The organism is Streptomyces monticola (genome assembly GCF_042665355.1).
GTDB classification, from domain to species: domain Bacteria; phylum Actinomycetota; class Actinomycetes; order Streptomycetales; family Streptomycetaceae; genus Streptomyces; species Streptomyces monticola.
The window spans coordinates 16,293-42,764 of sequence record NZ_JBHTCF010000026.1 but is presented as its reverse complement, the minus strand read 5'-3'; the positions used below and the strand labels follow the sequence as shown (position 1 = coordinate 42,764).

The window sequence follows — 26,472 nt, the reverse complement described above, 5'->3', positions numbered from 1 at the left end:
CGGGACAACTGTGCCGTAACTCCCCGCGGTCAGTCGGCCAGTGCGGCCTCGAGCGAGGGGTGCACTGTGAACACCGCCTCCGCTCCGGTGATCTCGAAGACCCTGGCCACCACGGGCTGCATCCCGGCCAGATGGACTCCACCTCCCGCGGCCTCGGCCTTGAGGCGGGCGCCGAGCAGGACGTTGAGCCCGGTCGAATCGCAGAACTCCAGCCGCGAGCAGTCGACGACAAGTCGCGCCAGGCCTTGGGCCAGGCAGTCTTCCAGGGGTTCACGCAGGAGATCCGCGGTGTGGTGATCAAGCTCACCCACCGGGGTCACAACGGCGCTCCCGCCCTCGTTGTGCACCTCGACCCGAAGCCGGCCTCGGTTTGCGCTGCCGACCGTCGCGCGGTCCATGCCGTCTCTCTTCCGAAGGTCTCGAGCTGGTGATTGACGCCATGGAAGCCTACGCCTTCCGTACGTCCCGGGGTACCCGAACATCCCCCCGAAAACGGACATTTAGCAGCATAAGCCACTTGCAAGGGGCGGGCGGAAGCGGGTAGGCCTAGAGAGACAGCAAACAAACACGGCCGGCTTTGGAGGCGCCGCACACCGTAGTGCACGTATTGGCATCGGCAGCCATATGCCGAGAACGATGGAGGACCTCATGTCACCCCGGCTCGACGCATCGCCTACCCGCAACGCGACGTCGACACCCCCAGCGGAACACTTCGAGACCGAACCCCCCACTCTCCCGGCTCCCCGAGAGGAAGCCGCGGAAACCACGGAATCGGAGCCTCTGGACGTCATGGAGGCCGTACCCGGCCCCGACGTCCTCGAAGGGCTCGCGGAGCTCCCGGGACTTCCCGAGATCCCGCCCTACGACGAAGTCGGCCCGCTGGACGCAAGGGCACTGTCGAAGACCCTCTTCGAGCGCCTCGAGAATCTCGAGGAAGGCACGCACGAGTACGCGTACGTACGCAACACGCTCGTCGAACTCAATCTTGCCCTGGTGAAGTTCGCCGCTTCCCGGTTCCGCTCCCGCAGCGAACCGATGGAGGACATCATCCAGGTCGGCACCATCGGCCTGATCAAGGCCATCGACCGCTTCGAGCTCAGCCGCGGCGTCGAGTTCCCGACCTTCGCCATGCCGACCATCGTCGGCGAGATCAAGCGCTTCTTCCGCGACACCTCGTGGTCGGTGCGCGTCCCGCGCCGGCTCCAGGAGCTGCGCCTCGACCTCGCCAAGGCCGGTGACGAACTGGCGCAGAAGCTCGACCGCGCACCGACCGTGACGGAGCTCGCCGAGCGCCTCGGCATCTCCAACGACGAGGTCGTCGAGGGCATGGCGGCATCCAACGCCTACACGGCGAGCTCGCTCGACGCGCAGCCGGAGGAGGACGACTCCGAGGGCGCGCTCGCGGACCGGATCGGCTACGAGGACCACGGACTCGAGGGCATCGAGTACGTCGAGTCCCTGAAGCCGCTGATCGCCGAACTCCCGCCGCGCGACCGGAAGATCCTGTCTCTGCGCTTCGTGGCGAATATGACGCAGTCCGAGATCGGCGAGGAGCTCGGCATCTCCCAGATGCATGTCTCCCGGCTGCTCTCGCGCACCCTGGTGCGGCTGCGCAAGGGGCTGACCGTCGAGGAATGACCCCGGCCCGCCGGGCCACGCGCAGCAGCGGCGCCGGTGCGGGAGGACTTCGCTCTCACGAGCGCGTCCTGCCGCACCGGCGCCGATCTGTTTGCGCCGGCCCTCCTCGTGCCGTCAGCGCACGCGCTCGCCCCGCTGCCAGACCTCGCCGACCAGGGGTACGCCCGGACGGTAGGCGAGATGCACATGGCTCGGGGCGTCGAGGAGCGCCAGATCGGCCCGTGCCCCCGGGCTCAGGCGTCCGACGTCCGTACGTCGCAGGGCGCGCGCACCGCCCGCTGTGGCCGCCCAGAGGGCCTCGTCCGGGGTCATCCCCATGTCGCGTACCGCCAGGGCGATACAGAACGGCATGGAGGACGTGAAGGACGAGCCCGGGTTGCAGTCCGTGGACAGCGCGACCGTGGCCCCCGCGTCGAGGAGCCGCCGGGCGTCCGGCCACTCGGCCCGGGTGGAGAACTCGGCACCCGGCAGCAGGGTCGCGACGGTGTTGCCGTGGGCGAGGGCGTCCACGTCCTCCTGCGTCAGGTGCGTGCAGTGGTCCGCGCTCGCGGCGTCCAGCTCCACGGCGAGCTGCACGCCGGGGCCATAGCTCAGCTGGTTGGCGTGCATGCGCGGCGTGAGGCCCTTGGCCTTGCCCGCGGTGAGGATGGCGCGGGCCTGGTCCCCGTCGAAGGCGCCCTTCTCGCAGAACACATCGACCCAACGCGCGTACGGCGCACAGGCGTCGAGCATCTCGCCGGTGACGAGCTCCACGTACGCGGCCGGGTCGTCGGCGTAGTCCGGGGAGACGATGTGCGCGCCCAGGAAGGTCACTTCGTCGGTGTGCCGGGACGCGATCCGCAGCGCGCGGGCCTCGTCGTGCGTGGTCAGGCCGTAGCCGGACTTCGTCTCGAACGTGGTCGTGCCCTGCCGTGCGGCCTCGCGCAGATAGCGCACGACGTTCCGCTCCAGCTCCTCGTCGCTCGCGGCGCGGGTGGCCTTGACGGTGGTGCGGATGCCTCCGGCGGAGTAACTCCGGCCCTCCATACGGGCGTTGAACTCCTGGGTGCGGTCGCCCGCGAAGACCAGGTGGGAGTGGGAGTCGACGAAGCCGGGGATGGCGGCGCGGTGCTGTGCGTCGTACGCGGTGTCGGCCTGGGGGGCGCTCTCGGCCCGGCCCACCCACGCCACCCGGTCGCCCTCCAGGACGACGGCCGCGTCCTTGACCTGGCCGAGGGGGCCCTCGCCGAGGTCCGGGTCGTTGGTGACGAGGGTGGAGATGTTGGTGATGAGGGTGGTGGTGCTCATGAGTTCCTCTCGTACAGCACGGCTCACGCTTACGAACGGAGCGCGCCGATCGCGTCCGCCAGGGCCGACGGCACGTCCGGGAGCAGCGCGTGCGCCCCGTCACGGACGATCTGGCGGCCACCCACGATCGTGTGGCGCACATCCGCCGCCGACGCCGCGAACACCGCCGCCTCCGCCCCCATCCGCGGCAGCACCCCTGCCGTACGGACCGAGTCGAGCGCGACCGTCGCGAAGTCCGCGAGCGCCCCTTCCTCCAGCGTGCCTGCGTCAGCCCACCCCAGCGCCGCGTGGCCGTCTGCCGACGCCGCCCGCAGCAGTGCCGCCGCCGTCCAGTGGCCTCGGGTGCGGGTGCGCAGGCGCTCGTCGAGCTCCAGGGCCCGCGCCTCCTCCAGGAGGTCGATCACGGCGTGGCTGTCGGAGCCGAGGGACAGCGGGGAGCCCGCCTCCTGCAGGGCCGCCGCCGGGCCGATGCCGTCGGCCAGGTCGCGTTCCGTGGTGGGGCACATGCAGGTGCCCGTGCCTGAGCCGCCGATGAGCCGGATGTCGTCGGCCGTCAGATGTGTGTTGTGGACGCCGGTCGTGCCGGGGCCGAGGACGCCGTGGTCGGCGAGCAGCCGGGTGGGCGTGCAGCCGTGGGCGGCCTGGCAGGCGTCGTTCTCGGCGGTCTGCTCCGAGAGGTGGACGTGCAGCGGGGCGCCGCGGCCGCGGGCCCACTCGGCGACCGTGCCCAACTGCCCGGCGGGTACGGCCCGTACGGAGTGGATCGCCGCCCCGATCCGTACCCCGTCGCCGTCCTTGAGCGCCGCGGCCCGCTCGGCCCACGAGTCCGCCGTGCGGTCGGAGAAGCGCAGCTGGTGGCGGTCGGGGGCGGCGCCGAAGCCCGAGGACAGATACGCCGTGTCGAGCAGCGTGATGCGGATGCCCGCGTCCCGCGCCGCCGCGATCAGCGCCTCGCCCATCGCGTTGGGGTCGTCGTAGGGCGTGCCTCCGGGCGCGTGGTGGACGTAGTGGAACTCGCCGACCGCCGTGACGCCCGCGAGCGCCATCTCCGCGTACACCGCCCGTGCGAGCGCGTAGTACGTCTCGGGGGTGAGCCGCGCCGCCACCTGGTACATCACCTCGCGCCACGTCCAGAACGTGCCCGAGCCGACCTGCACCGTGGAGCGCAGGGCGCGGTGGAAGGCGTGCGAGTGGGTGTTGGCCAGGCCGGGGACGGTCAGGCCGCGCAGCGCCGTGGCGCCGGGCGGCGGGGTCTCGACTCCCTTGCGTACGGCGGTGATCCGGCCGTCGTCCGGCGCGGTCTCCACCACCACGCCGGGTTCGACATTGGTCTCGAGCCAGGCCTGTTCCAGCCAGTACGTCTGCGTCGTTCCCGTCACTTGCAGGCCAGTCCTTCCAGTACGTCGGCGAGGGCGAGCACCCCGGCCACGCAGTCGTCCTCGGCCGCGTGCTCGGCCGGGGAGTGCGAGACGCCCGTGGGGTTGCGTACGAACAGCATGGCCGTCGGGACCGAGCCGGAGAGGATTCCGGCGTCGTGTCCCGCGCCCGTGCCGAGGACGGGGGCCGTCAGGTCGGTGCGGGCGCCGAGGATCCGGCCGAGTTCGTCGCGCAGGGCGTGCTCGAACTCCACGACGGGCGTGAAGGACTCCCGTACGACGGTGAGGTCGATGCCGTGCCGCTCCGCGTACTCGCGGGCCGCCTTCTCGATCGCCGTGACCGTGGTGTCGAGGCTCTCCTGGTCGGCGGCGCGCGAGTCGAGCCAGCCGCGGACCAGGGACGGGATGGCGTTCACGCCGTTCGGCTCGACCGAGATCTTGCCGAACGTGGCGAGGGCGCCCGCGAGTTCGGCCTCCCTCCGGGCGGCCAGGACGGTCTCGGCGTACGACAGCATCGGGTCCCGGCGGTCGGTCAGGCGGGTGGTGCCCGCGTGGTTGGCCTCGCCCCGGAAGTCGAAGCGCCAGCGGCCGTGCGGCCAGATGGCGCTGGCGATGCCGATCCGGTCGCCGCTCAGGTCCAGGGCGCGGCCCTGCTCGACATGCAGCTCGACGAACGCGCCGATACGGGCGAGGCGCTCGGGGTCGGGGCCGATCCGCTCCGGGTCGTGGCCGGCCCGCTCCATCGCCTGCGGCAGCGTGATCCCGTCGGCGTCCGTCAGCTCGTACGCCTTCTCGCGGCTCAGCTGCCCCGCGGTCAGCCGGGAGCCGACGCAGGCCAGACCGAACCGCGCGCCCTCTTCGTCGCCGAAGTTCACGATCGCGAGGGGGCGGGTGAACTCGGCTCCGCGCGCCCTCAGTTCGTCGAGCGCCGCGAAGGACGAGACGACGCCGAGGGGGCCGTCGAAGGCGCCGCCGTCGGGGACGGAGTCGAGGTGGGAGCCGGTGACGACCGCCTCTCCCGCGTGCGGGTCGCCGAGCCAGGCCCACTGGTTGCCGTTGCGGTCGAGCTCGTGGGCGAGGCCGCGGGATTCGGCCTGCTCCTTGAACCACGCCCGGCAGTCCGCGTCCGCGGGGGTCCAGGCGAAGCGGCGGTAGCCCCCGGTGTCCGGGTGGCGGCCGACGGGGGCCAGGTCCCGCCACATCTGCTGGAAGGTGGGCGGGGTTCCTGCCCCGGGGGCTCCGCTCCCGGGCCCCCGCTCGTGCGGGATGCTCACTCCGCCGACCCCTCACGCATCGGAATGCGCACACCCCGGTCCGCCGCCACCGACTCGGCGCCGTCGTAACCCGCGTCGACGTGCCTGATCACGCCCATCCCCGGGTCGTTCGTCAGGACGCGGCGCACCTTCTCGCCGGCCAGGGGCGTGCCGTCCGCCACCGTCACCTGGCCCGCGTGGATGGAGCGGCCCATGCCGACGCCGCCGCCGTGGTGGAGGGAGACCCAGGACGCACCGGAGGCCACGTTCACCATGGCGTTCAGGAGCGGCCAGTCGGCGATCGCGTCGGAGCCGTCGAGCATGGCTTCCGTCTCGCGGTACGGGGATGCCACCGAGCCGCAGTCCAGGTGGTCGCGGCCGATCGCCAGCGGAGCCTGCAACTCCCCGCTCGCCACCATGTCGTTGAAGCGCTCGCCCGCGCGGTCCCGCTCGCCGTAGCCGAGCCAGCAGATGCGCGCCGGGAGGCCCTGGAAGTGGACCCTCTCCCCCGCCATCTTGATCCAGCGGTGCAGGGACTCGTTCTCCGGGAAGAGGTCGAGGATCGCCTTGTCCGTCTTGTGGATGTCGGACGCCTCGCCCGAAAGGGCCGCCCAGCGGAACGGGCCCTTGCCCTCGCAGAAGAGCGGGCGGATATACGCCGGCACGAAGCCGGGGAACGCGAACGCCCGGTCGTAGCCCGCGAGTTGAGCCTCGCCGCGGATCGAGTTGCCGTAGTCGAAGACCTCGGCGCCCGCGTCCATGAAGCCCACCATGGCCTCGACGTGCCGGGCCATGGACTCACGTGCGCGGGTGGTGAAGCCCGCCGGGTCCTTCGCCGCGTACGACGCCATCTCGTCGAACTCGACACCCACCGGGAGGTACGCCAGCGGGTCGTGGGCCGAGGTCTGGTCCGTGACGATGTCGATGGGCGCGGACTCGGCGAGCATGCGCGGCAGCAGGTCGGCCGCGTTGCCGAGCAGGCCGATGGAGAGCGGACGGCGGGCGTCGCGGGCCTCGACGGCGAGCTGGAGCGCGTGCTCCAGGGAATCGGCCTTGACGTCCAGGTACTTGTGCTCGATCCGGCGCTCGATCGCCCGCGGGTCGCAGTCGATACAGATCGCGACGCCGTCGTTCATGGTGACCGCGAGGGGCTGGGCGCCGCCCATGCCGCCGAGACCGGCGGTGAGGGTGATCGTCCCGGCGAGCGTGCCGTTGAACTTCTTCGCGGCGACCGCGGCGAACGTCTCGTACGTGCCCTGGAGGATGCCCTGCGTGCCGATGTAGATCCAGGAACCGGCGGTCATCTGGCCGTACATCGTGAGGCCGAGGGCCTCCAGGCGGCGGAACTCCTCCCAGTTCGCCCAGTCGCCGACCAGGTTGGAGTTGGCGATCAGGACGCGCGGCGCCCACTCGTGGGTCTGCATGACACCGACGGGGCGGCCCGACTGGACGAGCATCGTCTCGTCCTGCTTCAGGGTCCGCAGCGTGCGCACCATCGCGTCGAAGGAGCGCCAGTCACGGGCCGCCTTGCCGGTGCCGCCGTAGACGACGAGCTTGTCGGGGTGCTCGGCGACCTCGGGGTCCAGGTTGTTCTGCAGCATCCGCAGCGCGGCTTCCTGCTGCCATCCCAGGGCGCTCAGTTCCGTACCGCGCGGGGCTCGAACGGGCCGGGGTCCTGACATGGTCTGCCTCCTTGAGTTGGCACGTCTATTCACATCCTGGTTCTCTGAATAGGTCTAGTCAATACACGGGTGCGTCTGCGGGGCGCGGCTCGTGATGATTGGCTGGATCAATGGCCATAGGTGACATGGACGCCACGACAGCGTTCTCCCCCGATCCCCGTGCCGCCGCGGCGGCCGCCCGCCGTGACGAGGCCGTACGCGCCGCCGTCGAGCAAGGGATCGTCGGCCCGGACGCCCCGCTCGCCGCCCTGCTCGACATCACCGGCATCCGGCGCTCGGCCGCCGCCCTGCGCGCCGCGTTCGCCGAGGTGACCACGGCCCCCGTCCTGCACGCCTTCGCCGTCAAGGCCTGCCCCCTCGTGCCCGTGCTGCGGCTCCTGAACAAGGAGCGCATCGGGGCCGAGGTGGCGAGTCCGGGTGAGCTCGCCCTGGTCAGCGCCGCCGGCGTCAGGCCCGCGCACACCGTCCTCGACTCCCCCGCCAAGACCCCGGCCGAGCTGCGCCAGGCCCTCGCGCTCGGCATCGCCGTCAATGCCGACAACCCGCAGGAAATCTCCCGTATCGACACCCTCACCCGGTCCGCGCCGACCCGCTCCCCGGTCGGCCTGCGCGTGAACCCGCAGATCGGCGGGGGCTCCATCGGGGCGCTCTCCACGGCCACCGCCACCTCGAAGTTCGGGGTCGGCCTGCGGGACGAGGGGGCCCGCGAGTGGGTCGTACGCGCCTTCCTCGACCGCCCCTGGCTGACCCGTCTGCACACCCACTCGGGCTCCCAGGGAATCCCCCTGGAACTGCTCGCCGAGGGCGTCCGCGTGACCTATGAACTCGCCGAGGAGATCAACCAGTTGGCGGGCAGGCGGCAGGTCGACACCATCGACATCGGCGGCGGTCTGCCGGTCAACTTCGGCTCCGACGCCGAGACGCCCACGTTCGCGGCGTACGCCCGGCTGCTCAAGCGCGAGGTGCCGGGGCTCTTCGACGGGCGCTACGGCCTCGTCACCGAGTTCGGCCGCTCCCTGCTCGCCAAGCACGGCACGATCGTGGCCCGCGTCGAGTACACCAAGGCCGCGGGCAACCGTCCCATCGCGATCACCCACGCCGGTGCGCAGGTGGCCGCCCGCACGGTCTACGCCCCGGACTCGTGGCCGCTGCGGATCGCCGCGTACGACGCGAAGGGGCGGCCCAAGACGGGCCCCGCCGTCGCCCAGGACGTGGCCGGACCCGCCTGTTTCGCGGGCGATCTGCTCGCCGAGAACCGCCCGCTGCCGCTGCTTCAGGCCGGGGACTACGCGGCCGCCCTGGACACCGGCGCGTACTACTTCGCCCACCACTACGCGTACAACAGCCTTGCCAGGCCCGGCGTTTACGGCTTCTCGGCCGGCACGGACGGTGCGGACGGAGCAGGCGGGCCGGACGGGGGCGCGGTGCGCTTCGCGACGGTGCGCACGCCGCAGACGCCCGAGGAACTGGTCGCGGAGTCGGGCGGCGCGCACACCCGGGCCCTCGACTCGCTGTGAACAGCCCTCATTTCACCGTGAAAGGCCGTCGGCTCGCTGTGAACCTCTGAGGAACCTCTGAGATCGGCGGGGCGCGCATTGCGGCCCGGCGCACGGGCAGAACTTCCACCGACGTATCACCGATCGGGGGAGGTACCAGTTGTCCACCACCGACTCATCCGCCGCGGGGCCGGTCGAGGAAGAACCGGCACGGCCGGAGCTGAAACGGGCCATCGGCCCCGGGCTCCTCATCCTGTTCGTGATCGGCGACATCCTCGGCACCGGCATCTACGCCACCACCGGGAAGGTCGCGGGGAAGGTCGGCGGCGCACTGTGGCTGCCGTTCGTGATCGGCTTCGTCGTGGCGATCCTGACAGCGGCCTCGTACGTCGAACTCGTCGGCAAGTACCCGAAGGCGGCCGGGGCCGCGCTCTACACCCAGAAGGCGTTCAAGGTCCCGTTCCTGACCTTCATCATCGCCTTCATGGTGATGTGCTCGGGGCTCGCCTCCGCGAGCGCCGCCGCCCGCGCCTTCAGCGGTGACTACCTCAGCGAACTCACCGCGGGCGCGCTGCCGCCCACGCTCGTCGCGATCCTGTTCATCCTGGCCCTGGCCGCCCTGAACCTGCGCGGCGTCTCGGAGTCCGTGAAGACGAACGTCGTCCTCACCGTGGTCGAGCTGACCGGACTCATGATCATCCTCGCGATCGGCGCGTACGCGGTCATGACCGGGGGCGGAGAGCCGTCCAGGCTGGGCGAGTTCGAGTCGACGGGCAGCGGATACGCCCTGATGACCGGCATCCTCGGGGCCACCGCACTCGGCTTCTTCGCCTTCGTCGGCTTCGAGGACTCGGTGAACATGGCGGAGGAGACCAAGGACCCGGTCCGCACCTTCCCGCGGGCCATCTTCATCGGCGTCGCGGTCACCGGCACGATCTATGTCCTGGTCGCCCTGGTCTCGTCGCTCCTGGTCGACCACAAGACCCTGGCGGGCTCCAGCGGCCCGCTGCTCGAAGTCGTCAAGGCGGGCGGGATCGACTTCCCGCACAAACTCTTCGCCCTGATCGCGCTGTTCGCGGTCACCAACTCGGCCCTGATCAACATCATGATGGCCTCGCGGCTCTGCTACGGCATGGCCAACGAACGGATCCTGCCGCGCGCCATGGGCCGCGTCCTGCCCCGGCGCCGCACCCCGGTCGTCGGCATCGTCTTCGTCTCGGTCCTGGCGATCGGCCTGGTCTCGACCGGCGAGATCGAGGGCCTCGGCGACACCACGGCGTTCCTGCTGCTCTGTGTGTTCGCGGTGGTCAACGTGGCGGTGCTCGTGCTGCGCCGCGACCCGGTGGAGCACGAGCACTTCAGGGCGCCCACGATCCTGCCGGTACTGGGCGCGGTCACGGCCCTGATCCTGGCCAGCCCCCTTGCCGACCGTCCGGCGGAGGTCTACATCCGCGCCGGGGTGCTCGTGGCGATCGGGGTGGCGCTGTGGGTGGTCAACAAGGTGGCCCTGAAGGCGTCCGATACGTAAGAGCGAACACCCCAGGCCTACTCCACGAAAAGGCCACGCTCCGCTACTCCACGAAAAGGCCACGCTCCGCCGCCCGGGCGTCGAACTGCTCCAACCGCGCCTGGGCGTCCGGCAGTCCGTCGCACATCACCTCCAGCAGCACCCGCCCGAGCAGCATCGGGGCGCACGCGGTGTCGAAGGCGAGGCCCGTGCCGACCGCCGCCGGGATCAGCAGGTCCGAGACCTTCGCCACCGGCGCGAAGGCGCTGTCCGCGACCGTGACCACGGTCAGGCCCGCGTCCCGCGCGTGGGTGAGCGCCTCGACCACCTCGCGCGGGTGCCGCGGCAGCGCGAAGCACAGCAGCGCCGACGCACCCGCGCGGACCGCTCCGTCGATCCGGTCGGCGAGCATGGAGCCGCCCTCGTCGAGGAGACGGACATCGGGGTGAACCTTGGCGGCGAAGTACGAGAAGCCGTACGCCTGGGACGCCGCCGCGCGCAGCCCGAGCACCGGCAGCGGCCGGGACGCGGCGAGCAGCCGGCCGGCCCGCTCCACCGGGCCCGGGTCGGCGAGTGCGGCCGCCAGATGCCGCAGATTCTCGATCTCGGCCTCGACGGCCTGCTGGTACTCGTTGCGCTCGGCCGCGGCCGGGGCGGGCTCCCCCGGAGTCACCTCGCGCAGATGTCTGCGCAGCGCCGGGTAGCCGTCGAAGCCGAGCGCGACCGCGAACCGGGTGACCGAGGGCTGGCTGACCCCGGCGAGGTCGGCGAGCTCCACGCTGGACAGGAAGGGGACATCGGCGGCGCGGCGCACCATGCAGTGCGCGATCCGGCGCTGGGTGGGCGTGAGCCGGTGGCCCTCGAAGAGCTGCTGCAGCCGGGCGGCCGGACTGTCGGTCATCGGGCCCCCTCCTTCGTAACCGGTGGCGAGCGAGTAACCAGTGTTTTACACCAGGGCATTGACAATCTATTCAGTCACCCAGAACTCTGCATGAGGATATGCAGACGGGCAACCAGGCTGGGGGACAGATGGCCGGCTCACTCGTGGAACAGCGCTCGATCGACGTCGTACCGGACGAGGAGCGGCACGGCACCGCCTTCTCCCAGTTCACTCTCTGGCTGGGCGCCAACCTCCAGATCACCGCGGTCGTCACCGGCGCCCTCGCGGTCGTCTTCGGCGGTGACGTGGTCTGGTCGGTCATCGGTCTGGTCACCGGCAATCTCGTCGGCGGGGCCGTGATGGCCCTGCACTCCGCCCAGGGGCCGAAGCTCGGACTGCCCCAAATGATCCAGTCCCGGGCCCAGTTCGGGGTGCGCGGCGCCGTCGTACCGCTGTGCCTCGTGATCCTGATGTACATCGGGTTCTTCGCGTCCGGCAGCGTCCTCGCCGGGCAGGCGGTCGGCGAGCTGACCCACCTCGGCGAGACCCCCGGCATCCTGATCTTCGCTCTCGCCTCCGGGGTGATGGCGGCCGTCGGCTACCGGATGATCCACGCCGTGGGCCGGGCCGCCAGCGTCATCTGCGCCCTGGCCTTCGTCTATCTCGGCGCCCGCCTCCTGGAGCGCGCGGACCTCTCGGCGCTGCTCGCCGACGCCCACTTCGACCTGCCGATGTTCCTGCTCGCGGTGTCGCTCTCGGCCTCCTGGCAGCTGGCGTTCGGGCCGTATGTCGCGGACTACTCGCGCTATCTGCCGCGCACCACCTCCGGCCGCGCCACCTTCTGGTGGACCCTCTCCGGCTCGGCGCTCGGCTCGCAGTGGTCGATGACCTTCGGCGTCCTGGTCGCGGCGACGGCCGGTGACGCCTTCATGGCCAACCAGGTCAGTTACGTGGTCGGCCTGGGCGGCACCGGCCTCGTCGCCGCGTTCCTGTACTTCGTGATCGCGCTCGGCAAGCTGACGATCAACGTTCTGAACACCTACGGCGGCTTTATGTCGATCGTCACCAGCATCAGCGGATTCCGCGGCCAGAAGGTCCTCTCACCGAAGGGCCGGGCGCTCTACATAGCCCTGATCATGGTCGCGGGCACCGCGGTGGCGCTCCTGGGCAAGGACAGCTTCCTGACCGCCTTCAAGGACTTCCTGCTGTTCCTGCTGACCTTCTTCACGCCCTGGTCGGCGATCAACCTGGTCGACTACTACCTGATCTCCAAGGAGCGCTACGACCTGGACGCCCTGTCCGACCCGCACGGGCGGTACGGGGCCTGGCGCTGGGACGCGCTGTCCGTGTACGTCATCGGGCTCGCCACGCAGCTGCCGTTCCTGGTCACCCACTTCTACACGGGCCCCCTCGTGGAGCCACTCGGCGGCGCCGACATCTCCTGGATCGTGGGCCTGCTCGTGCCGGCCGCCCTGTACTGGGCACTGGCTTCCCGTAGGGGAAACACGGGGGACGAATCGGGGGTTAGCCCCACTGCGCCCGCCGCCCCCGCTCCGTACCGTCAAGAGCATGGAAGCCCGCGACCCTGAACTCAAGAAGGAACTCGACGCCACCCTGCAGACCCGCCGAGAGCTGGGCGAGGAGTACGACTCGGCGCTCGTCGAGTCATTCCTGGAGAAGGTCGAGCAGCGCGTCGACACCACCGTGGACCGCGGCGTCCGCCGCCGGCTCGCCGAGCAGCAGATGGCCGTGGCCCGCGGCGCCCGCTCGCCGCAGCCCACGGACGGCTGGGGCGAGCGCTTCGGCTTCGGCCTGGTCTCACTGATCCTCGCGGTCCCGCTCACCGCCGTCGCCGCGGTGAACGCCGGCCTCGCGGGCCTGATCGTCGCCTGGGGCGGCATCGTCGGAGTCAACGCGGTGGCATCCCTGCACCGCTTCCCGCACTTCGGCCGGGGCCGCGACCGGCGCGCCCGGGACTCCGACTGGGAGGACTGAGCCCGGCGCGGCACCGGTAGGGCTGACGGCACGGACCTACGCCTGGCGGGTGGGAAGCACGATGACCTGCCGCAGATTGACGTGGCGCGGACGGCTGGTGGTGTACGCGATCACATCCGCGAGATCCTCCGCCGACATCGCCCCGACCGCCCCGAACAACCCGTCCAGCTGCTCCGACAGCTCCCCGTTGTCGATGTGCCCGCGCAACTCGCTCTCGGTGAGGCCGGGTTCGATGTTGGTGACGCGTACGTCGCGCGGGCCAAGCTCGCTGCGCAGCGACTCCGACAGGAAGGTCAGCGCGGCCTTGGTCGCCCCGTACACCGCGTAGTTGGGGAAGACCGTGTGCGCGCCGATCGAGGAGATATCGACCAGATCCGCCGTGCGGCCCGCCTCCGCGGCCGCGAGCAGATCGGCGGTGAAGGCCCGGATCACCCGCAGGGCGCCGGTCACGTTGGTGTCCACCATCCGCTGCCACTCGTCGAGCCGCCCGAGCTCCAGCGGGTTGGGCAGCATCACACCGGCGTTGTTCACCACCAGGTCCACAGGCCCGAACTCCGCGTGCACCCGGGCCACCGCCGCGTCCACGGAGGCGTCGTCGGTGACGTCCGCGACGACCGTGAGGGCCTGCCCGCCCCCGGCGCGGATCTTCTCGGCCACCTCTTCGAGCCGCTCGGCACGCCGGGCGAGCAGCGCGACCCGGGCCCCGTTCGCGGCGAGCAGTCCGGCAGTCGCGGCTCCGATACCGCTGGCGGCGCCGGTGACGACGGCGGTACGGCCGACGAGGTTCTCGTACGTCATGAGGGTCGCTCCCTGTGTCGTGTCCTGGTGCGGCGGTGTGCAGCCGTGGCGTCGTGCCATGGCCCCTCGCCGTTGACGGGAACGACTCTGCGCGGATCCAAGGCCCGTACCCAGAGCAGGGGTTTTCCTAGGTCCGGCAGTACCAGGCTCGATCCGCACGGCTGTCCTAGGCTCACCCCATGGACGGAGACCTCGGAGACTTCCTGCGCTCACGGCGCGCCCGTATCCAGCCACAGGACGTGGGCCTGCCGGCGCACGGGCGGCGCCGGGTGCCCGGCCTGCGCCGCGAGGAGGTGGCCCAGCTGGCGGGCGTGAGCGTCGACTACTACATCCGCCTGGAGCAGGGCCGGGGCCAGAGCGTCTCGGACGCCGTCCTGGACGCGGTCGCCCGGGTCCTGAAGCTGGACGAGACCGAGCACGCGCATCTGCACGACGTGGCCAGGCCCGCCAAGCGCGCCCCGAAGCAGGGCCGCCCTTGCGGCGGCTCCCAGAAGGTGCGCCCCGGGCTGCAGTTGCTGCTCGACACCATCGAGAAGGCGCCGGCCTTCGTCTTCGGGCGCCGTATGGACGTCCTCGCCTGGAACGCGATGGGCGACGCCCTGCTCGGCTACAGCACCCAGAGCCCACGGGAGCGCAACGTCCTGCGCCAGGTCTTCCTCGACCCGTCCGCCCGCGACTGCTACCCGGACTGGGCCGCGGTGGCGGCGGAGACGGTGGCGTATCTGCGCCTGGACGCGGGCCGCCACCCGGAGGACAAGCAACTGGCCGCGCTGGTGGGCGAGTTGTCCCTGAAGAGCGCCGACTTCCGCCGCCTCTGGGCCGACCACCAGGTCAAGGAGAAAACCCACGGCATCAAGCGCATCCAGCACCCCGTGGCGGGCCTCCTGACCATCCCCTACGAAACCCTCACCCTCCCCGGCGACCCGGACCAACTCCTGGTCGTCTACACCCCGACCCCGGGCTCAGAAACAGCAGAACGCCTGGCGCTCCTGGGCAGCTGGGCACCGACCAGCCCGTCCACCGCCTGAGGGCTCAATCAGCCCGTCCGGCGTTTGAGGACGAGGCCGCAGGCCGATGTAGCGGCAAGCACCCCGACAGCAAGGTCACAAGTGACGTAAACCCGACAACCCAAGCCAAGCGGAGCGATTGCGCGGGGACCGCCGCACCCCCGGCGAACCGGAGGGCGGGACGACGGCGGTCCCCGCGAGGGACGCGGGCCGGGTCAGGGCCGGCTTCCGCGTCCAGGGCGTTCAGGAGGTCCGGGAGCCGCTCCGGAGGTACCTGCTCGCCGCTCGGTGCCGGCCAAGGAGGGGAGCCGCTCCCTCCCCCGCCGACACCCCTTAATGTGCCGGATCCGTGTTAAGCGAGTGCTGCGCGGACGTGTCGCGCTCGTACCTTTTCCACGAACCCCGCAGTCGCGACGGCCGGCACCGCGCCCAACACCCCGCCGCAGCCCGCTACTTCGTGTCCCGCGCCAGGAAGGCCAGCAGGTCCTGCCTGCTCACCACACCCGTCGGCTTGCCCTCGACAAGCACGATCGCCGCGTCCGCCCCCGTCGCCGACGAAAGCACCGACATCAGATCGGCCACCGGCTCGCCCGAGCCGACCTGCGGCAGCGGCGCCGACATGTGCTTCTCCAGCGGGTCGGCGAGCGAGGCACGCTGCGCGAACAGGGCGTCCAGGAGCTCGCGTTCGACCACGGAGCCGATCACCTCGGCCGCCATCACATCCGGATGCCCCGCGCCCGGCTTCACGATCGGCATCTGCGAGACGCCGTACTCACGAAGGACGTCGATGGCATCGCCGACGGTCTCCTCCGGGTGCATGTGCACCAGCTTGGGGATACCGCCTTCCTTGTGCTCCAGGACGTCGCCGACGCGCGGCGCGTCACCGGGCTGCTCCAGGAAGCCGTAGTCGTTCATCCACTCGTCGTTGAAGATCTTCGACAGATAGCCGCGCCCCGAGTCCGGCAGCAGGACCACCACGACGTCATCGGGGCCGAGCCCCTCGGCCACCTTCAGGGCCGCCACGACCGCCATGCCGCAGGAGCCGCCGACGAGCAGGCCCTCCTCCTTGGCGAGGCGGCGGGTCATCTGGAAGGAGTCCTTGTCGGATACGGCGACGATCTCGTCGGTGACGTTCCGGTCGTACGCCGTCGGCCAGAAGTCCTCGCCGACGCCCTCGACGAGATACGGCCGCCCCGAGCCCCCGGAGTAGACCGAGCCCTCGGGGTCGGCGCCCACGATCCGCACCCGGCCCCCGCTGATCTCCTTCAGATAGCCGCCGGTGCCGGTGATGGTGCCGCCGGTGCCGATGCCCGTCACAAAATGGGTGATCTTCCCGTCCGTCTGCTGCCACAGCTCGGGTCCGGTCGTCTCGTAGTGCGAGCGCGGATTGTTCGGGTTGCTGTACTGGTCCGGCTTCCAGGCGCCGGGCGTCTCACGGACCAGCCGGTCGGAGACGTTGTAGTACGAGTCCGGGTGCTCGGGGTCGACGGCCGTGGGGCAGACGACGACCTCCGCGCCGTACGCCCGCAGCACATTGATCTTGTCCGTGGAGACCTTGTCCGGGCAGACGAAGACGCACTTGTAGCCCTTCTGCTGGGCCACGATGGCAAGCCCGACCCCGGTGTTGCCGCTGGTCGGCTCGACGATGGTGCCACCCGGCTGCAGCTCGCCACTGGCCTCGGCGGCCTCGATCATGCGCAGCGCGATGCGGTCCTTCACCGAACCGCCCGGGTTGAAGTACTCGACCTTGGCCAGGACGGTGGCCCTGATGCCCGCGGTCACGTTGTTGAGCCTCAGCAGCGGGGTGTTGCCGACGAGACTGATCATCGAGTCGTGGAATTGCACCGTTGTCTCCGGTTCTCCCTAGGAATGCGGTCAGCCTAAGCGGAATTCGAGCGGTGCGAGGCAGACTGCCAGAGGTCGCTGCGACTCGGGCGAAAGCCGACGTCGGAGCGGTCCAGGCGCCTTGCCGCACCCCCCTCGGCGGGCGCCGGGCCGCTGCCTGCGGGGGCGCGGGCCCGTCGTCACCGCGCCGCCAGGAGTCGCCAATGTTGCGCCCCCTGGCCGGGTCGGAGATTGACCCACCGTCCCTACCGGGCAAGCAGTTGATGTACGGCGCTACAAGGAGGTGGCTTCGGTTCATGTCGAGGGCGAGGGTGGCACGGCGGATCGCCGCGGGCGCGGCATACGGCGGCGGCGGAGTCGGGCTCCTTGGAGCGGCGACGGTGGGTGTGCTGCTGGCCGAGGTACAGATGGCCAAGCGGCATGTGGGTACGCCACGGGGCACGGAGCCGCCGCAGCCGCCGAACGCGGACGGCTTGTACGGCAGGGCCTTCGTCGACCCCCTGGACAACCGCTCACCGCTGCGCCTCACGCTCCTGGGCGACTCCACGGCGGCGGGCCAGGGTGTGCACCGGGCCAAGCAGACCCCGGGCGCCCTGATCGCGCAGGGTCTCGCCGCGGTCGCCGAGCGCCCCGTGGTGCTGCGCAATGTCGCTCTGCCGGGCGCGATGTCCGACGACCTGGCCCGGCAGGTCACCCTGCTGCTCGCCAACTCGTCCGCCGTGCCCGATGTCTGCGTGATCATGATCGGCGCCAATGACGTGACCCACCGGATGCCGCCCACCCGCTCGGTGCGCTGCCTGGCCGCCGCGGTACGCCGGCTGCGCACCGCGGGCGCCGAAGTGGTGGTCGGCACCTGCCCCGACCTGGGCTCGGTGGAGCAGGTGCAGCAGCCCCTGCGCTGGCTGGCCCGGCGGGTCTCGCGGCAGCTCGCGGCGGCGCAGACCATCGGCACGGTCGAGCAGGGCGGGCGGACGGTGTCGCTCGGGGATCTGCTCGGACCGGAGTTCATCGCCAACCCGCGCGAGCTGTTCGGCCCGGACAACTACCACCCGTCGGCCGAGGGCTACGCGACGGCGGCGATGGCCGTCCTGCCGACCGTGTGCGCGGCACTGGGCCTCTGGCCCGAGGAAGAGCGCCCCGACGTCTCCCGGCACGAGGGCTTCCTGCCGGTGGCCAGGGCCGCGGCGGAGGCGGCGGCCGAGGGCGGCACCGAGGTCGCCGCGGCGATGCCGACCGGCCCGCGGGGTCCGTGGGCCCTGCTCAAGCACCGGCGCCGGCGGCGGATCCAGCCGCCCGAGGGCCCACCGGGCGAGACCTCCGCGGCCGAACCGGCCTCCGGGGCCGGGTCCGGGGCCGGGCAAGGCGCCGCGCAAGGGTCTGAGCAAGCGCTTAGAAAAGAGGCAGGGGTCACACGCCCTGGACGGTGACCTTCGCCGTACGTAGGGGTAACTTCCCTCACGGTCCTGCCCAACCCGCACCGAGGGAGCTCCCTGATGCCCGAAGCCGTGATCGTCTCCACCGCCCGCTCCCCGATCGGCCGCGCCTTCAAGGGCTCCCTGAAGGACCTGCGCCCGGACGACCTCACCGCCACGATCGTCCAGGCCGCGCTCGACAAGGTCCCCGGGCTCGACCCCAGGGACATCGACGACCTGATGCTCGGCTGCGGCCTGCCCGGCGGCGAGCAGGGCCACAACCTGGGCCGGATCGTGGCCGTGCAGATGGGCATGGACCACCTGCCGGGCTGCACGATCACCCGCTACTGCTCCTCCTCGCTGCAGACCAGCCGCATGGCCCTGCACGCCATCAAGGCGGGCGAGGGCGATGTCTTCATCTCGGCCGGCGTCGAGATGGTCTCCCGCTCCGTGAAGGGCTCGTCGGACGGCCTGCCCGACACCCACAACCCGCTGTTCGCCGACGCCGAGGCCCGTACCGCCCGTACCGCCGAGACCGAGGGCGCCGACTGGCACGACCCGCGCGAGGACGGCCTGATCCCCGACCCGTACATCGCGATGGGCCAGACCGCCGAGAACCTGGCCCGCCTCAAGGGCGTCACCCGCCAGGACATGGACGAGTTCGGCGTGCGTTCGCAGAACCTCGCCGAGCAGGCCATCGCCAAGGGGTTCTGGGAGCGCGAGATCACCCCGGTCACGCTGCCCGACGGCACCGTGGTCAGCAAGGACGACGGCCCCCGCGCGGGCGTCACCATGGAGGGCGTCGCGGGCCTGAAGCCGGTCTTCCGCCCCGACGGCCTGGTCACCGCGGGCAACTGCTGCCCGCTCAACGACGGCGCCGCCGCGCTCGTGATCATGAGCGACACCAAGGCCCGCGAGCTCGGTCTGACCCCGCTGGCCCGGATCGTCTCCACCGGCGTCTCCGGCCTCTCCCCCGAGATCATGGGCTACGGCCCGGTCGAGGCCTCGAAGCAGGCGCTGTCCCGCGCGGGCCTGACCATCGACGACATCGACCAGGTCGAGATCAACGAGGCCTTCGCCGCCCAGGTCATCCCGAGCTACCGCGACCTGGGCATCGACCTCGACAAGCTGAACGTCAACGGCGGCGCCATCGCCGTGGGCCACCCCTTCGGCATGACCGGCGCCCGGATCACCGGCACCCTGATCAACTCACTCCAGTTCCACGACAAGCAGTTCGGCCTGGAGACCATGTGCGTGGGCGGCGGCCAGGGCATGGCGATGGTCATCGAGCGCCTCAGCTGACACCGGGCGGCCGGCGGCCGGGCGGCCGGGCGGCACCTCGGGTAAGGCACACGCACTCCGCGTGACCCCCTGAGTCCCAGCCGTGACACAAACTCCCCCAGGATGTGACCTATGTCCTGGGGGAGTGACATTTGCGCAGGTCAGAGCGTTGTGAGCGTAATCGTCGGGTAGAAAGACCTGTCCAATTCGTGACCTAATGCACTGACAGGCTTTAGCCGCCTCCGACAAGCTGATGTAGGAAGTCGGGGGTCGACTTGAAACCGGGAGTACGTCAGTGAGCGCCATGCCTCTTGCCCTGCTGCTCGCCACCGCCGCTGCCACGGCCGTTGGCGCCGCCGCCCTGCACGCCGTGCACGGGCTGCGCAAGCAGCTCGCCGAGATCACCGCGCTGCGCACCGAGCTCACCGCGAGCCTTGAGCAGCACGCGGACCGGCCCACCGTGCCGGCTGCCCGCACCGCATCGGAGACCCCCGACACCGACGCCATACGCACGGCCGTCGCCGAAGCCCTCGCCGAGGAGCGGGAGCGCGAGCTGGCCGAGGCGCGGGCGTTCTGGGCCGCGCAGGAGGCCCGCGACGCCGCCGACGCCCCGTCGCTGCTCGGCGGCCTGCCCCCGAACCTGGCCGAGGAGCTGTTTCTGCCCCGGCAGTCCGACTTCGCCGGCATCGAGCGCGAGCTGCAGCACGAACTGGCCGAGTCCACCGAGGACTTCAGCGCCGTCGAGGAGTTCCCCGAGGACTCCCCGGAGCTGGCCGCGGCCCGCCGCCGGCACCCGTCCCACCCGGACTTCGTGCCGGTGCAGTCCATGCGCGACGCCACCGGCGGCGACCACGAGCACACCGTGAGCTGTCTGGAGGAGCTGGCCCAGGCCCGCACCGCCCTCAGCGATGTCCGCCCGGGCCCGCTCGGCACCCTCGACGTATATGTCTTCACCGACGGCACGACGCTCTGCATGACCCCGGGCCACCGCGAGACCGCGGAGCGCCTCGCCGAGGCCCTGCGCACCGGCGACACCCCGGTACTGCTCGGCGGCTCCGGTGTCTCCGGCGCGTACAGCCTGACCTTCGCCTGCGGCGACGAGAACGTCTACATCCTGGCGGACCGCGTCATCGCCTCGGCCTGAGCCGACAGGAGGCGGCACCCACCGCGTCCTACGTATCCGAACGCGCCGGAGTGGCTACACTCCGGCGCGTTTCTGCGCGCCCCGCACGAGCTCCAGTGCCTCGTCGAGCTGCCGGGCATCCGTCAGCACAAGGGCCAAATCGCGCCCCGCGACGGTGACTTGGTCGGCGACGGCGAACAGTCCGGCGTCCGGCATCTGGCGGGCCTCGTCCTGCGGCGCCTCGATCCGCTGCGCGCGCACGGCCAACTCCCTGGCCAGAGCGAGGGCTTCGGCCGCCGCGGCCCGCTGGAGGCGGCTCTCGGGCGCGGCCCGCAGCCGGTCGGCGAACTGGTCCACGGCATCCGTCAAAGACTTCGTATCGAGCACCCTCCGACCCTATGCGCCTTTCCTGGGCTGTTGCCAACAACCCAACACTCAGGCACGGTGACGTGAAGGACTTGCATCGACAGCGTCCGGAGGCGCCGATGTCCCTAGTCTTCTCCGAGGAGACCCACCGCAATCTGCTCGCCCGCATCCCCCATTGCACAGGCCGCGAAGTGTCCGACTGGCTTCGCGCAGTCGACGAAGGTCCGTCCTTCCTCCGCTTCGAGGAGAAGGTCAGCTGGCTCCGGGGCGAATACGACCTCGCCCACGGTCATGCCAAAGCGATCGTCCACGAGTACGACATGAGGAGGGCCGCGCGCAGGCTGATGTGAGCCTGCGCCTCCCAGACGAAGACGACCGACCACAAGACGAAGACGACGAAGGGCCCGCGGAGCGAACTCCGCGGGCCCTTCGCCTGCTTAACCAGCTGCTACTGCTGCGACTACCGCTAGTCGTTGCCCTGCAGGATCGAGATCAGCCGCAGCATCTCGAGGTAGATCCACACGAGGGTCATGGTCAGACCGAACGCGGCCATCCAGGACTCTTCGCGCGGAGCGCCGTACGCGATGCCGTCCTCGACCTGCTTGAAGTCGAGGGCGAGGAAGAAGGCACCGAGCAGAATGCCGACGATGCCGAAGATGATGCCCATCGTGCCGCTGCGGAAGCCGAGGCCGTCACCGCCGCCGAACACCATGAACAGCAGGTTCACGGCGGTCAGCACCAGGAACGCGGTGGCCGCGATCATCAGGAAGCGCGTGAAGCGCGCGGTGACGCGGACGATACGGGTCTTGTAGAGCACCAGCATCGTGACGAAGACCGCCATGGTGCCGAGCACGGCCTGCATCGCCGCACCCTCGGCGACGTAGGTGTTGACGTAGTTGCTGATCGCGCCCAGGAAGACACCCTCAAGAGCCGCGTACGCCAGGATCAGCGCCGGGACGGGCTTCCGCTTGAACGACTGGATCAGGGCGAACACCATCGCGACCAGCGCGGCGCCGATGGCGATGCCCAGGCTCACATTGGTGACCCAGGCGACGGTGGCGCCGGCGATCACGAGGCCGAGCGTGATGCCCGTCCGCATGACGACGTCGTCCATCGTCATCTTGTTGCCGGTGGAGACCGGCGCCTGCGGGGCGCCGTGCTGGAGGTCCTGCTGCGCGTAGGGGTTCTGCGCGTACGGGTTCGTCGGCGCCTGGGCGGTGCCACCCGCGTACGGGTTGCCCTGGGTACCGACGGCGGGGCCCCCGGCCTGCGGCGCCGAGCCGAAGCCCGCATAGCCGTTGTCGCGGCTGAACCCCCGTCGCGAGAAGACCGGGTTGCTGCTCCTCATTTCACTCCTCCATGGCCACCCTGCGTGGCCTTAGGTCAAGAGTAATGCGTAAGCAAAAGATGCACCCTAGTGCTCTGGGAGGATCTTTCCCTCCAGAGTGCCTCAGACCCCGGGCGGAGACCTGGGCGGGGCGGGCGAAAGGGCATGATCCCGTGAATCGGGGATGCGCGGAAGGCGGACCGCTCCAGGTGACCCCGCCGAGATCCAGGAAGCGGAAGGTGCCCGGAACCGGACTTGAACCGGTACGCCCGCGAGGGGCAGCGAGGTTTAAGCTCGCCGTGTCTGCATTCCACCATCCGGGCAGGCCGTGGACTCCGCGTTTGCGGGGCCCCGAGCCTATCCGGACACATCCCCCGAACAGCGGAACGACAGACCGATGTTGTCTTATTTTATTGACGTCTGAGGGGGCGTCAGGCGTCAGAAGCGGTCATCGCTGCGTGCTGGCGGCCTTTCCGCCGCTGCGGAGGCGCCGTGAAGGAATGACGGAATTCTGTCGCCCCGAGCGGGGGTGTCTCAGGGTCCACGGTCATCCCCAGGTATGACACGGGCCCCTCCCGGTCCGCCTGAAGAGGAAGCCCAGAACGAGAGCTGGGGCTGACTTCCGGGCCTGGATCCGACAGCACGATGGAACGGTCCTCAGATAACGGTCACGGAGAAAGTCTCGGACAGAGCCTTCTCGGAGATCGTTGACGTCGTGCCGACAGGAGCTCCGCCCCGTGACCACCACTCCCATTGCTCACCAGGCCACCGCAGTAGCCGCGCGCGCCACCGAGCTGACCAAGGTCTACGGCCAGGGCGAGACCCAGGTGGTCGCCCTCGACCGGGTCACGGTCGACTTCCGGCAGGCCGAGTTCACCGCGATCATGGGCCCGTCCGGCTCCGGCAAGTCGACGCTGATGCACTGCGTCGCCGGGCTCGACTCGTTCAGCTCCGGGTCCGTGCGGATCGGTGACACCGAGCTCGGCTCCCTGAAGGACAAGCAGCTCACCAAGCTCCGCCGGGACAAGATCGGCTTCATCTTCCAGGCCTTCAACCTGCTGCCGACCCTGACCGCCGCCGAGAACATCACGCTGCCCATGGACATCGCGGGCCGTAAGCCGGACAAGCAGTGGGTCGAGCAGGTCATCCAGATGCTGGGCCTGTCCGGGCGGCTCAGCCACCGGCCGAGCCAGCTCTCCGGCGGCCAGCAGCAGCGCGTCGCCGTGGCCCGCGCCCTGGCCTCCAAGCCCGACATCATCTTCGGCGACGAGCCGACCGGAAACCTGGACTCGCGCTCCGGGGCCGAGGTGCTCGGGTTTCTGCGCAACTCCGTGCGCGAGCTCGGCCAGACCGTCGTCATGGTGACCCACGACCCCGTCGCCGCCGCCTACGCCGACCGCGTCGTCTTCCTCGCCGACGGCCGGATCGTCGACGAGCTCTACGAGCCGACCGCGGACGCCGTCCTGGACCGCATGAAGCGGTTCGACGCCAAGGGCCGCACCAGCTGAGTCACCCGCAGGCCACCTCACTGACGGCCGCCCACGGCCCCCACCACCAGGACTTCCACCATGTTCCGTACCGCCTTGCGCAATGTCCTCGCGCACAAGGCCAGGCTGCTGATGACCGTGCTCGCCGTCATGCTCGGCGTCGCCTTCGTCTCCGGCACCCTGGTCTTCACCAACACCATCTCCCAGGCGTACCAGCAGAGTTCGGCCAAGGGCCTCGACCATGTCGACGTCGCCGTGAAGCCGGAGCGGGGCGAGGGCGACGGCGCCAAGCCGGGCGCCGCGCCCAAGCTGACCCAGGACCTGCTCGACAAGGCCGCGAACGTGCCGGGCGCCGCCTCCGCGACCGGCACCGTCTCCGGCTTCGCCGCCATCGCGGACAAGGACGGCAAGCTCGTCGGCGAGGGCTGGTCCACCACCGGGGCCAACTACTACGCCGGCAAGGACGGCAAGGACCCGCGCTACCCGATGAAGGACGGCCGGGCGCCCGCGGACAAGGGTGAGATCGCCCTGGACGCGAAGACCGCCGAGCGCGCCGGATTCAAGATCGGCGACACCGTCCGGATGTCCATCGACGGCCCGGTGCTCACGCCCAAGGTCTCCGGCATCTTCACCACCGACGACGGCAATGTCGCCGCGGGCGGCAGCCTCGCCCTGTTCGACACGAAGACCGCACAGTCGCTGTACGCCAAGCCCGGCCAGTTCAGCGAGATCGACGTCCAGGCCGCGGCCGGCACCAGCCAGGCCGCGCTGAAGACCGAGATCGAGAAGGTGCTGCCGAAGGGCACCGCCGAGGCCACCACCGGCAAGCAGCTCGCCGATGAGCAGGCCGAGCAGATCGCCGGCTCCATGAGCGGTATGCAGACCGGCATGCTCGTCTTCGCCGGTATCTCGCTCTTCGTCGGCATCTTCATCATCGCCAACACCTTCACGATGCTGGTCGCCCAGCGCACCAAGGAGCTGGCCCTGATGCGCGCGGTGGGCGCCTCCAGGCGTCAGGTCACGCGCTCCGTGCTCCTCGAGGCCTTCGTGGTCGGCACGGTCGCGGCCGTCGCCGGTCTGGCCGCCGGTGTCGGCATCGGCGCCGGTCTGCGCTCCCTGATGGGCTCCTTCGGCGGTGCGGTGCCGGACGGTCCGCTCGTCGTCTCGCCGTCCACGGTGCTCGCCTCGCTCGTCGTGGGCATCGTCGTCACGATGCTCGCCGCCTGGCTGCCCGGCCGCCGCGCCGCGAAGATCCCGCCGGTGGCCGCCATGAACAGCGTGCACGCCGCAGCGACCACCAAGTCCCTGGTCGTACGGAACACCATCGGCGCCCTGTTCGCCGCTGCCGGCACCGCCGGTGTGCTGGCCGGCGTCGGCATGGGCAGCGACGGAAAGATGCCCATGAGCCTGGGCGCGGGGCTGCTCCTGATCGGGGTCTTCGTGCTGACCCCGCTCCTCTCGCGGCCGATCATCGCGCTCGCGTCCCCGGTCCTGAAGCTCTTCGGGATCTCCGGCAAGCTGGCCCGGCAGAACGCCGTGCGCAATCCGCGGCGCACCTCCGCCACCGCCTCCGCGCTGATGATCGGGCTCACCCTGATCACCGGTATGACGGTGATCGCGGGCAGCTTCCAGAAGGCGATCGACAAGATGGCCACGGACTCGCTCAAGGCCGACTACGTCGTCTCCATGCAGAACTTCAACACGCTCTCGCCCGACGTGGAGAAGAAGCTGCAGAAGATCGACGGCGTCACGGCCACCAGCCCGCTGCGGAACTCGCCCTCGCGGATCGACGGCAAGAGCGAGTACCTGACCGGCGTCGACGCCAGGACCATCGGCGACCTCGCCACGCTGGACTTCAAGCAGGGCTCGTGGGACGGGCTCGGTGGCCACAAGGTCGTCGTCGACGCCGACACGGCCGAGCAGTTCGGCTGGAAGGCGGGCTCCGGCTTCACCGTCACATACGAGGACGGCAAGAAGGGCACCCTGCAGGTCGCGGGCGTCTACCAGGGCAACGAGATGCTGCGCGGCATCATGCTCGACAAGGACGAACTCGCCCCGCACCAGGCCGAGATCAGCGATATGCAGGTGATGGTCAAGACCTCGGACGGCGCGACGGCGAGCGCCAAGGACTCGATCCGCACGGCGCTCGGCGACAACCCGGCCATCGCCGTCGAGGACAAGAAGGACATCTCCGATGGCATCGCCCAGATGTTCACGCTGATGCTGAACATGCTGTACGGCCTGCTCGCGATGGCGGTCATCGTGGCCGTGCTCGGTGTCATCAACACCCTGGCCATGTCGGTCTTCGAGCGGTCCCAGGAGATCGGGATGCTGCGCGCCATCGGCCTCGACCGCAAGGGCATCAAGCGCATGGTGCGCATGGAGTCCCTGGTGATCTCGCTCTTCGGCGGGGTGCTCGGGATCGGGCTCGGGGTGTTCTTCGGCTGGGCGGCCGGTGAGCTGATCGGCGCGTCCGTGGGGACGTACGAGATGGTGCTGCCGTGGGGCCGTATGGGTCTGTTCCTGGCCCTGGCCGCGGTGGTCGGCGTCCTGGCCGCGCTCTGGCCGGCGCGGCGTGCGGCCCGCCTGAACATGCTGTCGGCCATCAAGGCGGAGTAGGGGTACGGGAGTTGGGCCCGGGTGCGGATGCGTCGCGCCCGGGCCCTTCTCATTGCGCGGCCCGAATCAGCGCCGGTTCCGCCTGATTCAGCG

At 70.5% G+C, this 26,472-nt stretch carries 22 protein-coding genes and 1 tRNA gene; 12 read left to right on the top strand and 11 right to left on the bottom strand.

Annotated elements, in window-relative coordinates; translation table 11 throughout:
- Positions 1-29: 29 nt before the first annotated feature.
- Entirely contained in the window at positions 30-398 is a 369-nt protein-coding gene (locus ACFQVC_RS37665) for an STAS domain-containing protein (RefSeq protein WP_381839481.1), read from the bottom strand.
- Positions 399-636: 238 nt separating this feature from the next.
- On the opposite strand from ACFQVC_RS37665, the gene ACFQVC_RS37660 reads away from it, so the two are divergent.
- Positions 637-1,638 carry an RNA polymerase sigma factor SigF gene (locus tag ACFQVC_RS37660; protein ID WP_381839478.1) on the top strand — a complete coding sequence of 334 codons (1,002 nt, stop codon included), beginning with the start codon at positions 637-639 and terminating at the stop codon, positions 1,636-1,638.
- A 114-nt stretch (positions 1,639-1,752) separates the two neighbouring features.
- On the opposite strand, the gene hutI is transcribed toward ACFQVC_RS37660, so the two are convergent.
- The 4 genes from hutI to hutU form a co-directional block, all read right to left on the bottom strand.
- The gene (hutI, locus tag ACFQVC_RS37655) at positions 1,753-2,925 is read right to left on the bottom strand and encodes an imidazolonepropionase (protein ID WP_381839475.1); all 1,173 of its coding nucleotides are present in this window, start codon (positions 2,923-2,925) and stop codon (positions 1,753-1,755) included.
- Positions 2,926-2,954: 29 nt separating this feature from the next.
- Positions 2,955-4,310 (bottom strand): formimidoylglutamate deiminase, encoded by a 1,356-nt coding sequence (locus tag ACFQVC_RS37650; protein ID WP_381839619.1) that lies wholly within the window; start codon positions 4,308-4,310, stop codon positions 2,955-2,957.
- The gene (locus ACFQVC_RS37645; protein ID WP_381839617.1) at positions 4,301-5,503 is read right to left on the bottom strand and encodes an allantoate amidohydrolase; all 1,203 of its coding nucleotides are present in this window, start codon (positions 5,501-5,503) and stop codon (positions 4,301-4,303) included. The genes ACFQVC_RS37650 and ACFQVC_RS37645 overlap by 10 nt, the downstream gene beginning before the upstream one ends.
- 68 nt (positions 5,504-5,571) lie before the next feature.
- Complete coding sequence (gene hutU, locus ACFQVC_RS37640) at positions 5,572-7,236, bottom strand: urocanate hydratase (protein ID WP_381839472.1); 1,665 nt, start codon at positions 7,234-7,236, stop codon at positions 5,572-5,574.
- 125 nt (positions 7,237-7,361) lie between these two features.
- Here hutU and ACFQVC_RS37635 point away from each other — a divergent pair, with 125 nt between their 5' ends.
- Together ACFQVC_RS37635 and ACFQVC_RS37630 are read left to right on the top strand one after the other, a co-directional pair.
- The gene (locus ACFQVC_RS37635) at positions 7,362-8,753 is read left to right on the top strand and encodes a type III PLP-dependent enzyme domain-containing protein (RefSeq protein WP_381839469.1); all 1,392 of its coding nucleotides are present in this window, start codon (positions 7,362-7,364) and stop codon (positions 8,751-8,753) included.
- Between the two features lie 139 nt (positions 8,754-8,892).
- Entirely contained in the window at positions 8,893-10,260 is a 1,368-nt protein-coding gene (locus tag ACFQVC_RS37630) for an APC family permease (RefSeq protein WP_381839466.1), read from the top strand.
- A 43-nt stretch (positions 10,261-10,303) separates the two neighbouring features.
- Here ACFQVC_RS37630 and ACFQVC_RS37625 read toward each other — a convergent pair whose 3' ends face one another.
- Complete coding sequence (locus ACFQVC_RS37625) at positions 10,304-11,140, bottom strand: MurR/RpiR family transcriptional regulator (RefSeq protein ID WP_381839463.1); 837 nt, start codon at positions 11,138-11,140, stop codon at positions 10,304-10,306.
- Between the two features lie 128 nt (positions 11,141-11,268).
- Here ACFQVC_RS37625 and ACFQVC_RS37620 point away from each other — a divergent pair, with 128 nt between their 5' ends.
- A complete protein-coding gene (locus ACFQVC_RS37620; protein ID WP_381839460.1) occupies positions 11,269-12,708 on the top strand; it encodes a purine-cytosine permease family protein in 1,440 nt (479 codons plus the stop codon).
- Positions 12,689-13,114, top strand: coding sequence for a hypothetical protein (locus tag ACFQVC_RS37615; RefSeq protein ID WP_381839457.1), 426 nt, complete (start codon positions 12,689-12,691; stop codon positions 13,112-13,114). Before ACFQVC_RS37620 ends, ACFQVC_RS37615 begins: the two co-directional genes overlap by 20 nt.
- A gap of 36 nt (positions 13,115-13,150) precedes the next feature.
- On the opposite strand, the gene ACFQVC_RS37610 is transcribed toward ACFQVC_RS37615, so the two are convergent.
- Positions 13,151-13,912 (bottom strand): SDR family oxidoreductase, encoded by a 762-nt coding sequence (locus tag ACFQVC_RS37610; protein ID WP_381839454.1) that lies wholly within the window; start codon positions 13,910-13,912, stop codon positions 13,151-13,153.
- Positions 13,913-14,091: 179 nt separating this feature from the next.
- Between ACFQVC_RS37610 and ACFQVC_RS37605 the strand changes: the two genes are divergently transcribed.
- Positions 14,092-14,940, top strand: a complete 849-nt coding sequence (locus ACFQVC_RS37605) for a helix-turn-helix transcriptional regulator (protein WP_381839451.1) — start codon at positions 14,092-14,094, stop codon at positions 14,938-14,940.
- A gap of 429 nt (positions 14,941-15,369) precedes the next feature.
- Here ACFQVC_RS37605 and ACFQVC_RS37600 read toward each other — a convergent pair whose 3' ends face one another.
- Positions 15,370-16,764 (bottom strand): cystathionine beta-synthase, encoded by a 1,395-nt coding sequence (locus tag ACFQVC_RS37600; protein ID WP_381839448.1) that lies wholly within the window; start codon positions 16,762-16,764, stop codon positions 15,370-15,372.
- 296 nt (positions 16,765-17,060) lie between these two features.
- Here ACFQVC_RS37600 and ACFQVC_RS37595 point away from each other — a divergent pair, with 296 nt between their 5' ends.
- From ACFQVC_RS37595 to ACFQVC_RS37585, 3 genes are all read left to right on the top strand, one after another.
- The gene (locus ACFQVC_RS37595) at positions 17,061-18,191 is read left to right on the top strand and encodes an SGNH/GDSL hydrolase family protein (protein WP_381839445.1); all 1,131 of its coding nucleotides are present in this window, start codon (positions 17,061-17,063) and stop codon (positions 18,189-18,191) included.
- A 66-nt stretch (positions 18,192-18,257) separates the two neighbouring features.
- Positions 18,258-19,478 (top strand): acetyl-CoA C-acetyltransferase, encoded by a 1,221-nt coding sequence (locus ACFQVC_RS37590; protein ID WP_381839442.1) that lies wholly within the window; start codon positions 18,258-18,260, stop codon positions 19,476-19,478.
- Positions 19,479-19,761: 283 nt separating this feature from the next.
- Positions 19,762-20,601, top strand: coding sequence for a hypothetical protein (locus ACFQVC_RS37585; protein ID WP_381839615.1), 840 nt, complete (start codon positions 19,762-19,764; stop codon positions 20,599-20,601).
- Between the two features lie 54 nt (positions 20,602-20,655).
- Here ACFQVC_RS37585 and ACFQVC_RS37580 read toward each other — a convergent pair whose 3' ends face one another.
- Positions 20,656-20,967: a hypothetical protein gene (locus tag ACFQVC_RS37580; protein ID WP_381839439.1), complete on the bottom strand. Its 312-nt coding sequence runs from the start codon at positions 20,965-20,967 to the stop codon at positions 20,656-20,658.
- A gap of 98 nt (positions 20,968-21,065) precedes the next feature.
- Between ACFQVC_RS37580 and ACFQVC_RS37575 the strand changes: the two genes are divergently transcribed.
- On the top strand, positions 21,066-21,296 hold the full coding sequence (locus ACFQVC_RS37575; protein WP_381839436.1) for a DUF4287 domain-containing protein: 231 nt from the start codon (positions 21,066-21,068) through the stop codon (positions 21,294-21,296).
- Positions 21,297-21,412: 116 nt separating this feature from the next.
- On the opposite strand, the gene ACFQVC_RS37570 is transcribed toward ACFQVC_RS37575, so the two are convergent.
- Both ACFQVC_RS37570 and ACFQVC_RS37565 read right to left on the bottom strand, forming a co-directional pair.
- On the bottom strand, positions 21,413-22,294 hold the full coding sequence (locus ACFQVC_RS37570; RefSeq protein WP_381839433.1) for a Bax inhibitor-1/YccA family protein: 882 nt from the start codon (positions 22,292-22,294) through the stop codon (positions 21,413-21,415).
- A gap of 219 nt (positions 22,295-22,513) precedes the next feature.
- Positions 22,514-22,596, bottom strand: a tRNA-Leu gene (locus ACFQVC_RS37565).
- 414 nt (positions 22,597-23,010) lie between these two features.
- Between ACFQVC_RS37565 and ACFQVC_RS37560 the strand changes: the two genes are divergently transcribed.
- Both ACFQVC_RS37560 and ACFQVC_RS37555 read left to right on the top strand, forming a co-directional pair.
- Entirely contained in the window at positions 23,011-23,781 is a 771-nt protein-coding gene (locus tag ACFQVC_RS37560; RefSeq protein WP_381839430.1) for an ABC transporter ATP-binding protein, read from the top strand.
- Positions 23,782-23,841: 60 nt separating this feature from the next.
- A complete protein-coding gene (locus ACFQVC_RS37555) occupies positions 23,842-26,379 on the top strand; it encodes an ABC transporter permease (protein WP_381839427.1) in 2,538 nt (845 codons plus the stop codon).
- Positions 26,380-26,472 lie beyond the last annotated feature (93 nt).

Coding starts and splice junctions, on each gene's coding strand:
- ACFQVC_RS37590 (WP_381839442.1), top strand. CDS start 18,258: ATGCCCGAAGCCGTGATCGTCTCCACCGCCCGCTCCCCGATCGGCCGC.
- ACFQVC_RS37575 (WP_381839436.1), top strand. CDS start 21,066: ATGTCCCTAGTCTTCTCCGAGGAGACCCACCGCAATCTGCTCGCCCGC.
- ACFQVC_RS37620 (WP_381839460.1), top strand. CDS start 11,269: ATGGCCGGCTCACTCGTGGAACAGCGCTCGATCGACGTCGTACCGGAC.
- ACFQVC_RS37570 (WP_381839433.1), bottom strand. CDS start 22,294: ATGAGGAGCAGCAACCCGGTCTTCTCGCGACGGGGGTTCAGCCGCGAC.
- ACFQVC_RS37665 (WP_381839481.1), bottom strand. CDS start 398: ATGGACCGCGCGACGGTCGGCAGCGCAAACCGAGGCCGGCTTCGGGTC.
- ACFQVC_RS37585 (WP_381839615.1), top strand. CDS start 19,762: ATGCCTCTTGCCCTGCTGCTCGCCACCGCCGCTGCCACGGCCGTTGGC.
- ACFQVC_RS37660 (WP_381839478.1), top strand. CDS start 637: ATGGAGGACCTCATGTCACCCCGGCTCGACGCATCGCCTACCCGCAAC.
- hutU (WP_381839472.1), bottom strand. CDS start 7,236: ATGTCAGGACCCCGGCCCGTTCGAGCCCCGCGCGGTACGGAACTGAGC.
- ACFQVC_RS37615 (WP_381839457.1), top strand. CDS start 12,689: ATGGAAGCCCGCGACCCTGAACTCAAGAAGGAACTCGACGCCACCCTG.
- ACFQVC_RS37605 (WP_381839451.1), top strand. CDS start 14,092: ATGGACGGAGACCTCGGAGACTTCCTGCGCTCACGGCGCGCCCGTATC.
- ACFQVC_RS37610 (WP_381839454.1), bottom strand. CDS start 13,912: ATGACGTACGAGAACCTCGTCGGCCGTACCGCCGTCGTCACCGGCGCC.
- ACFQVC_RS37595 (WP_381839445.1), top strand. CDS start 17,061: ATGTCGAGGGCGAGGGTGGCACGGCGGATCGCCGCGGGCGCGGCATAC.
- ACFQVC_RS37645 (WP_381839617.1), bottom strand. CDS start 5,503: ATGTGGCGGGACCTGGCCCCCGTCGGCCGCCACCCGGACACCGGGGGC.
- ACFQVC_RS37555 (WP_381839427.1), top strand. CDS start 23,842: ATGTTCCGTACCGCCTTGCGCAATGTCCTCGCGCACAAGGCCAGGCTG.
- ACFQVC_RS37635 (WP_381839469.1), top strand. CDS start 7,362: ATGGACGCCACGACAGCGTTCTCCCCCGATCCCCGTGCCGCCGCGGCG.
- hutI (WP_381839475.1), bottom strand. CDS start 2,925: ATGAGCACCACCACCCTCATCACCAACATCTCCACCCTCGTCACCAAC.
- ACFQVC_RS37625 (WP_381839463.1), bottom strand. CDS start 11,140: ATGACCGACAGTCCGGCCGCCCGGCTGCAGCAGCTCTTCGAGGGCCAC.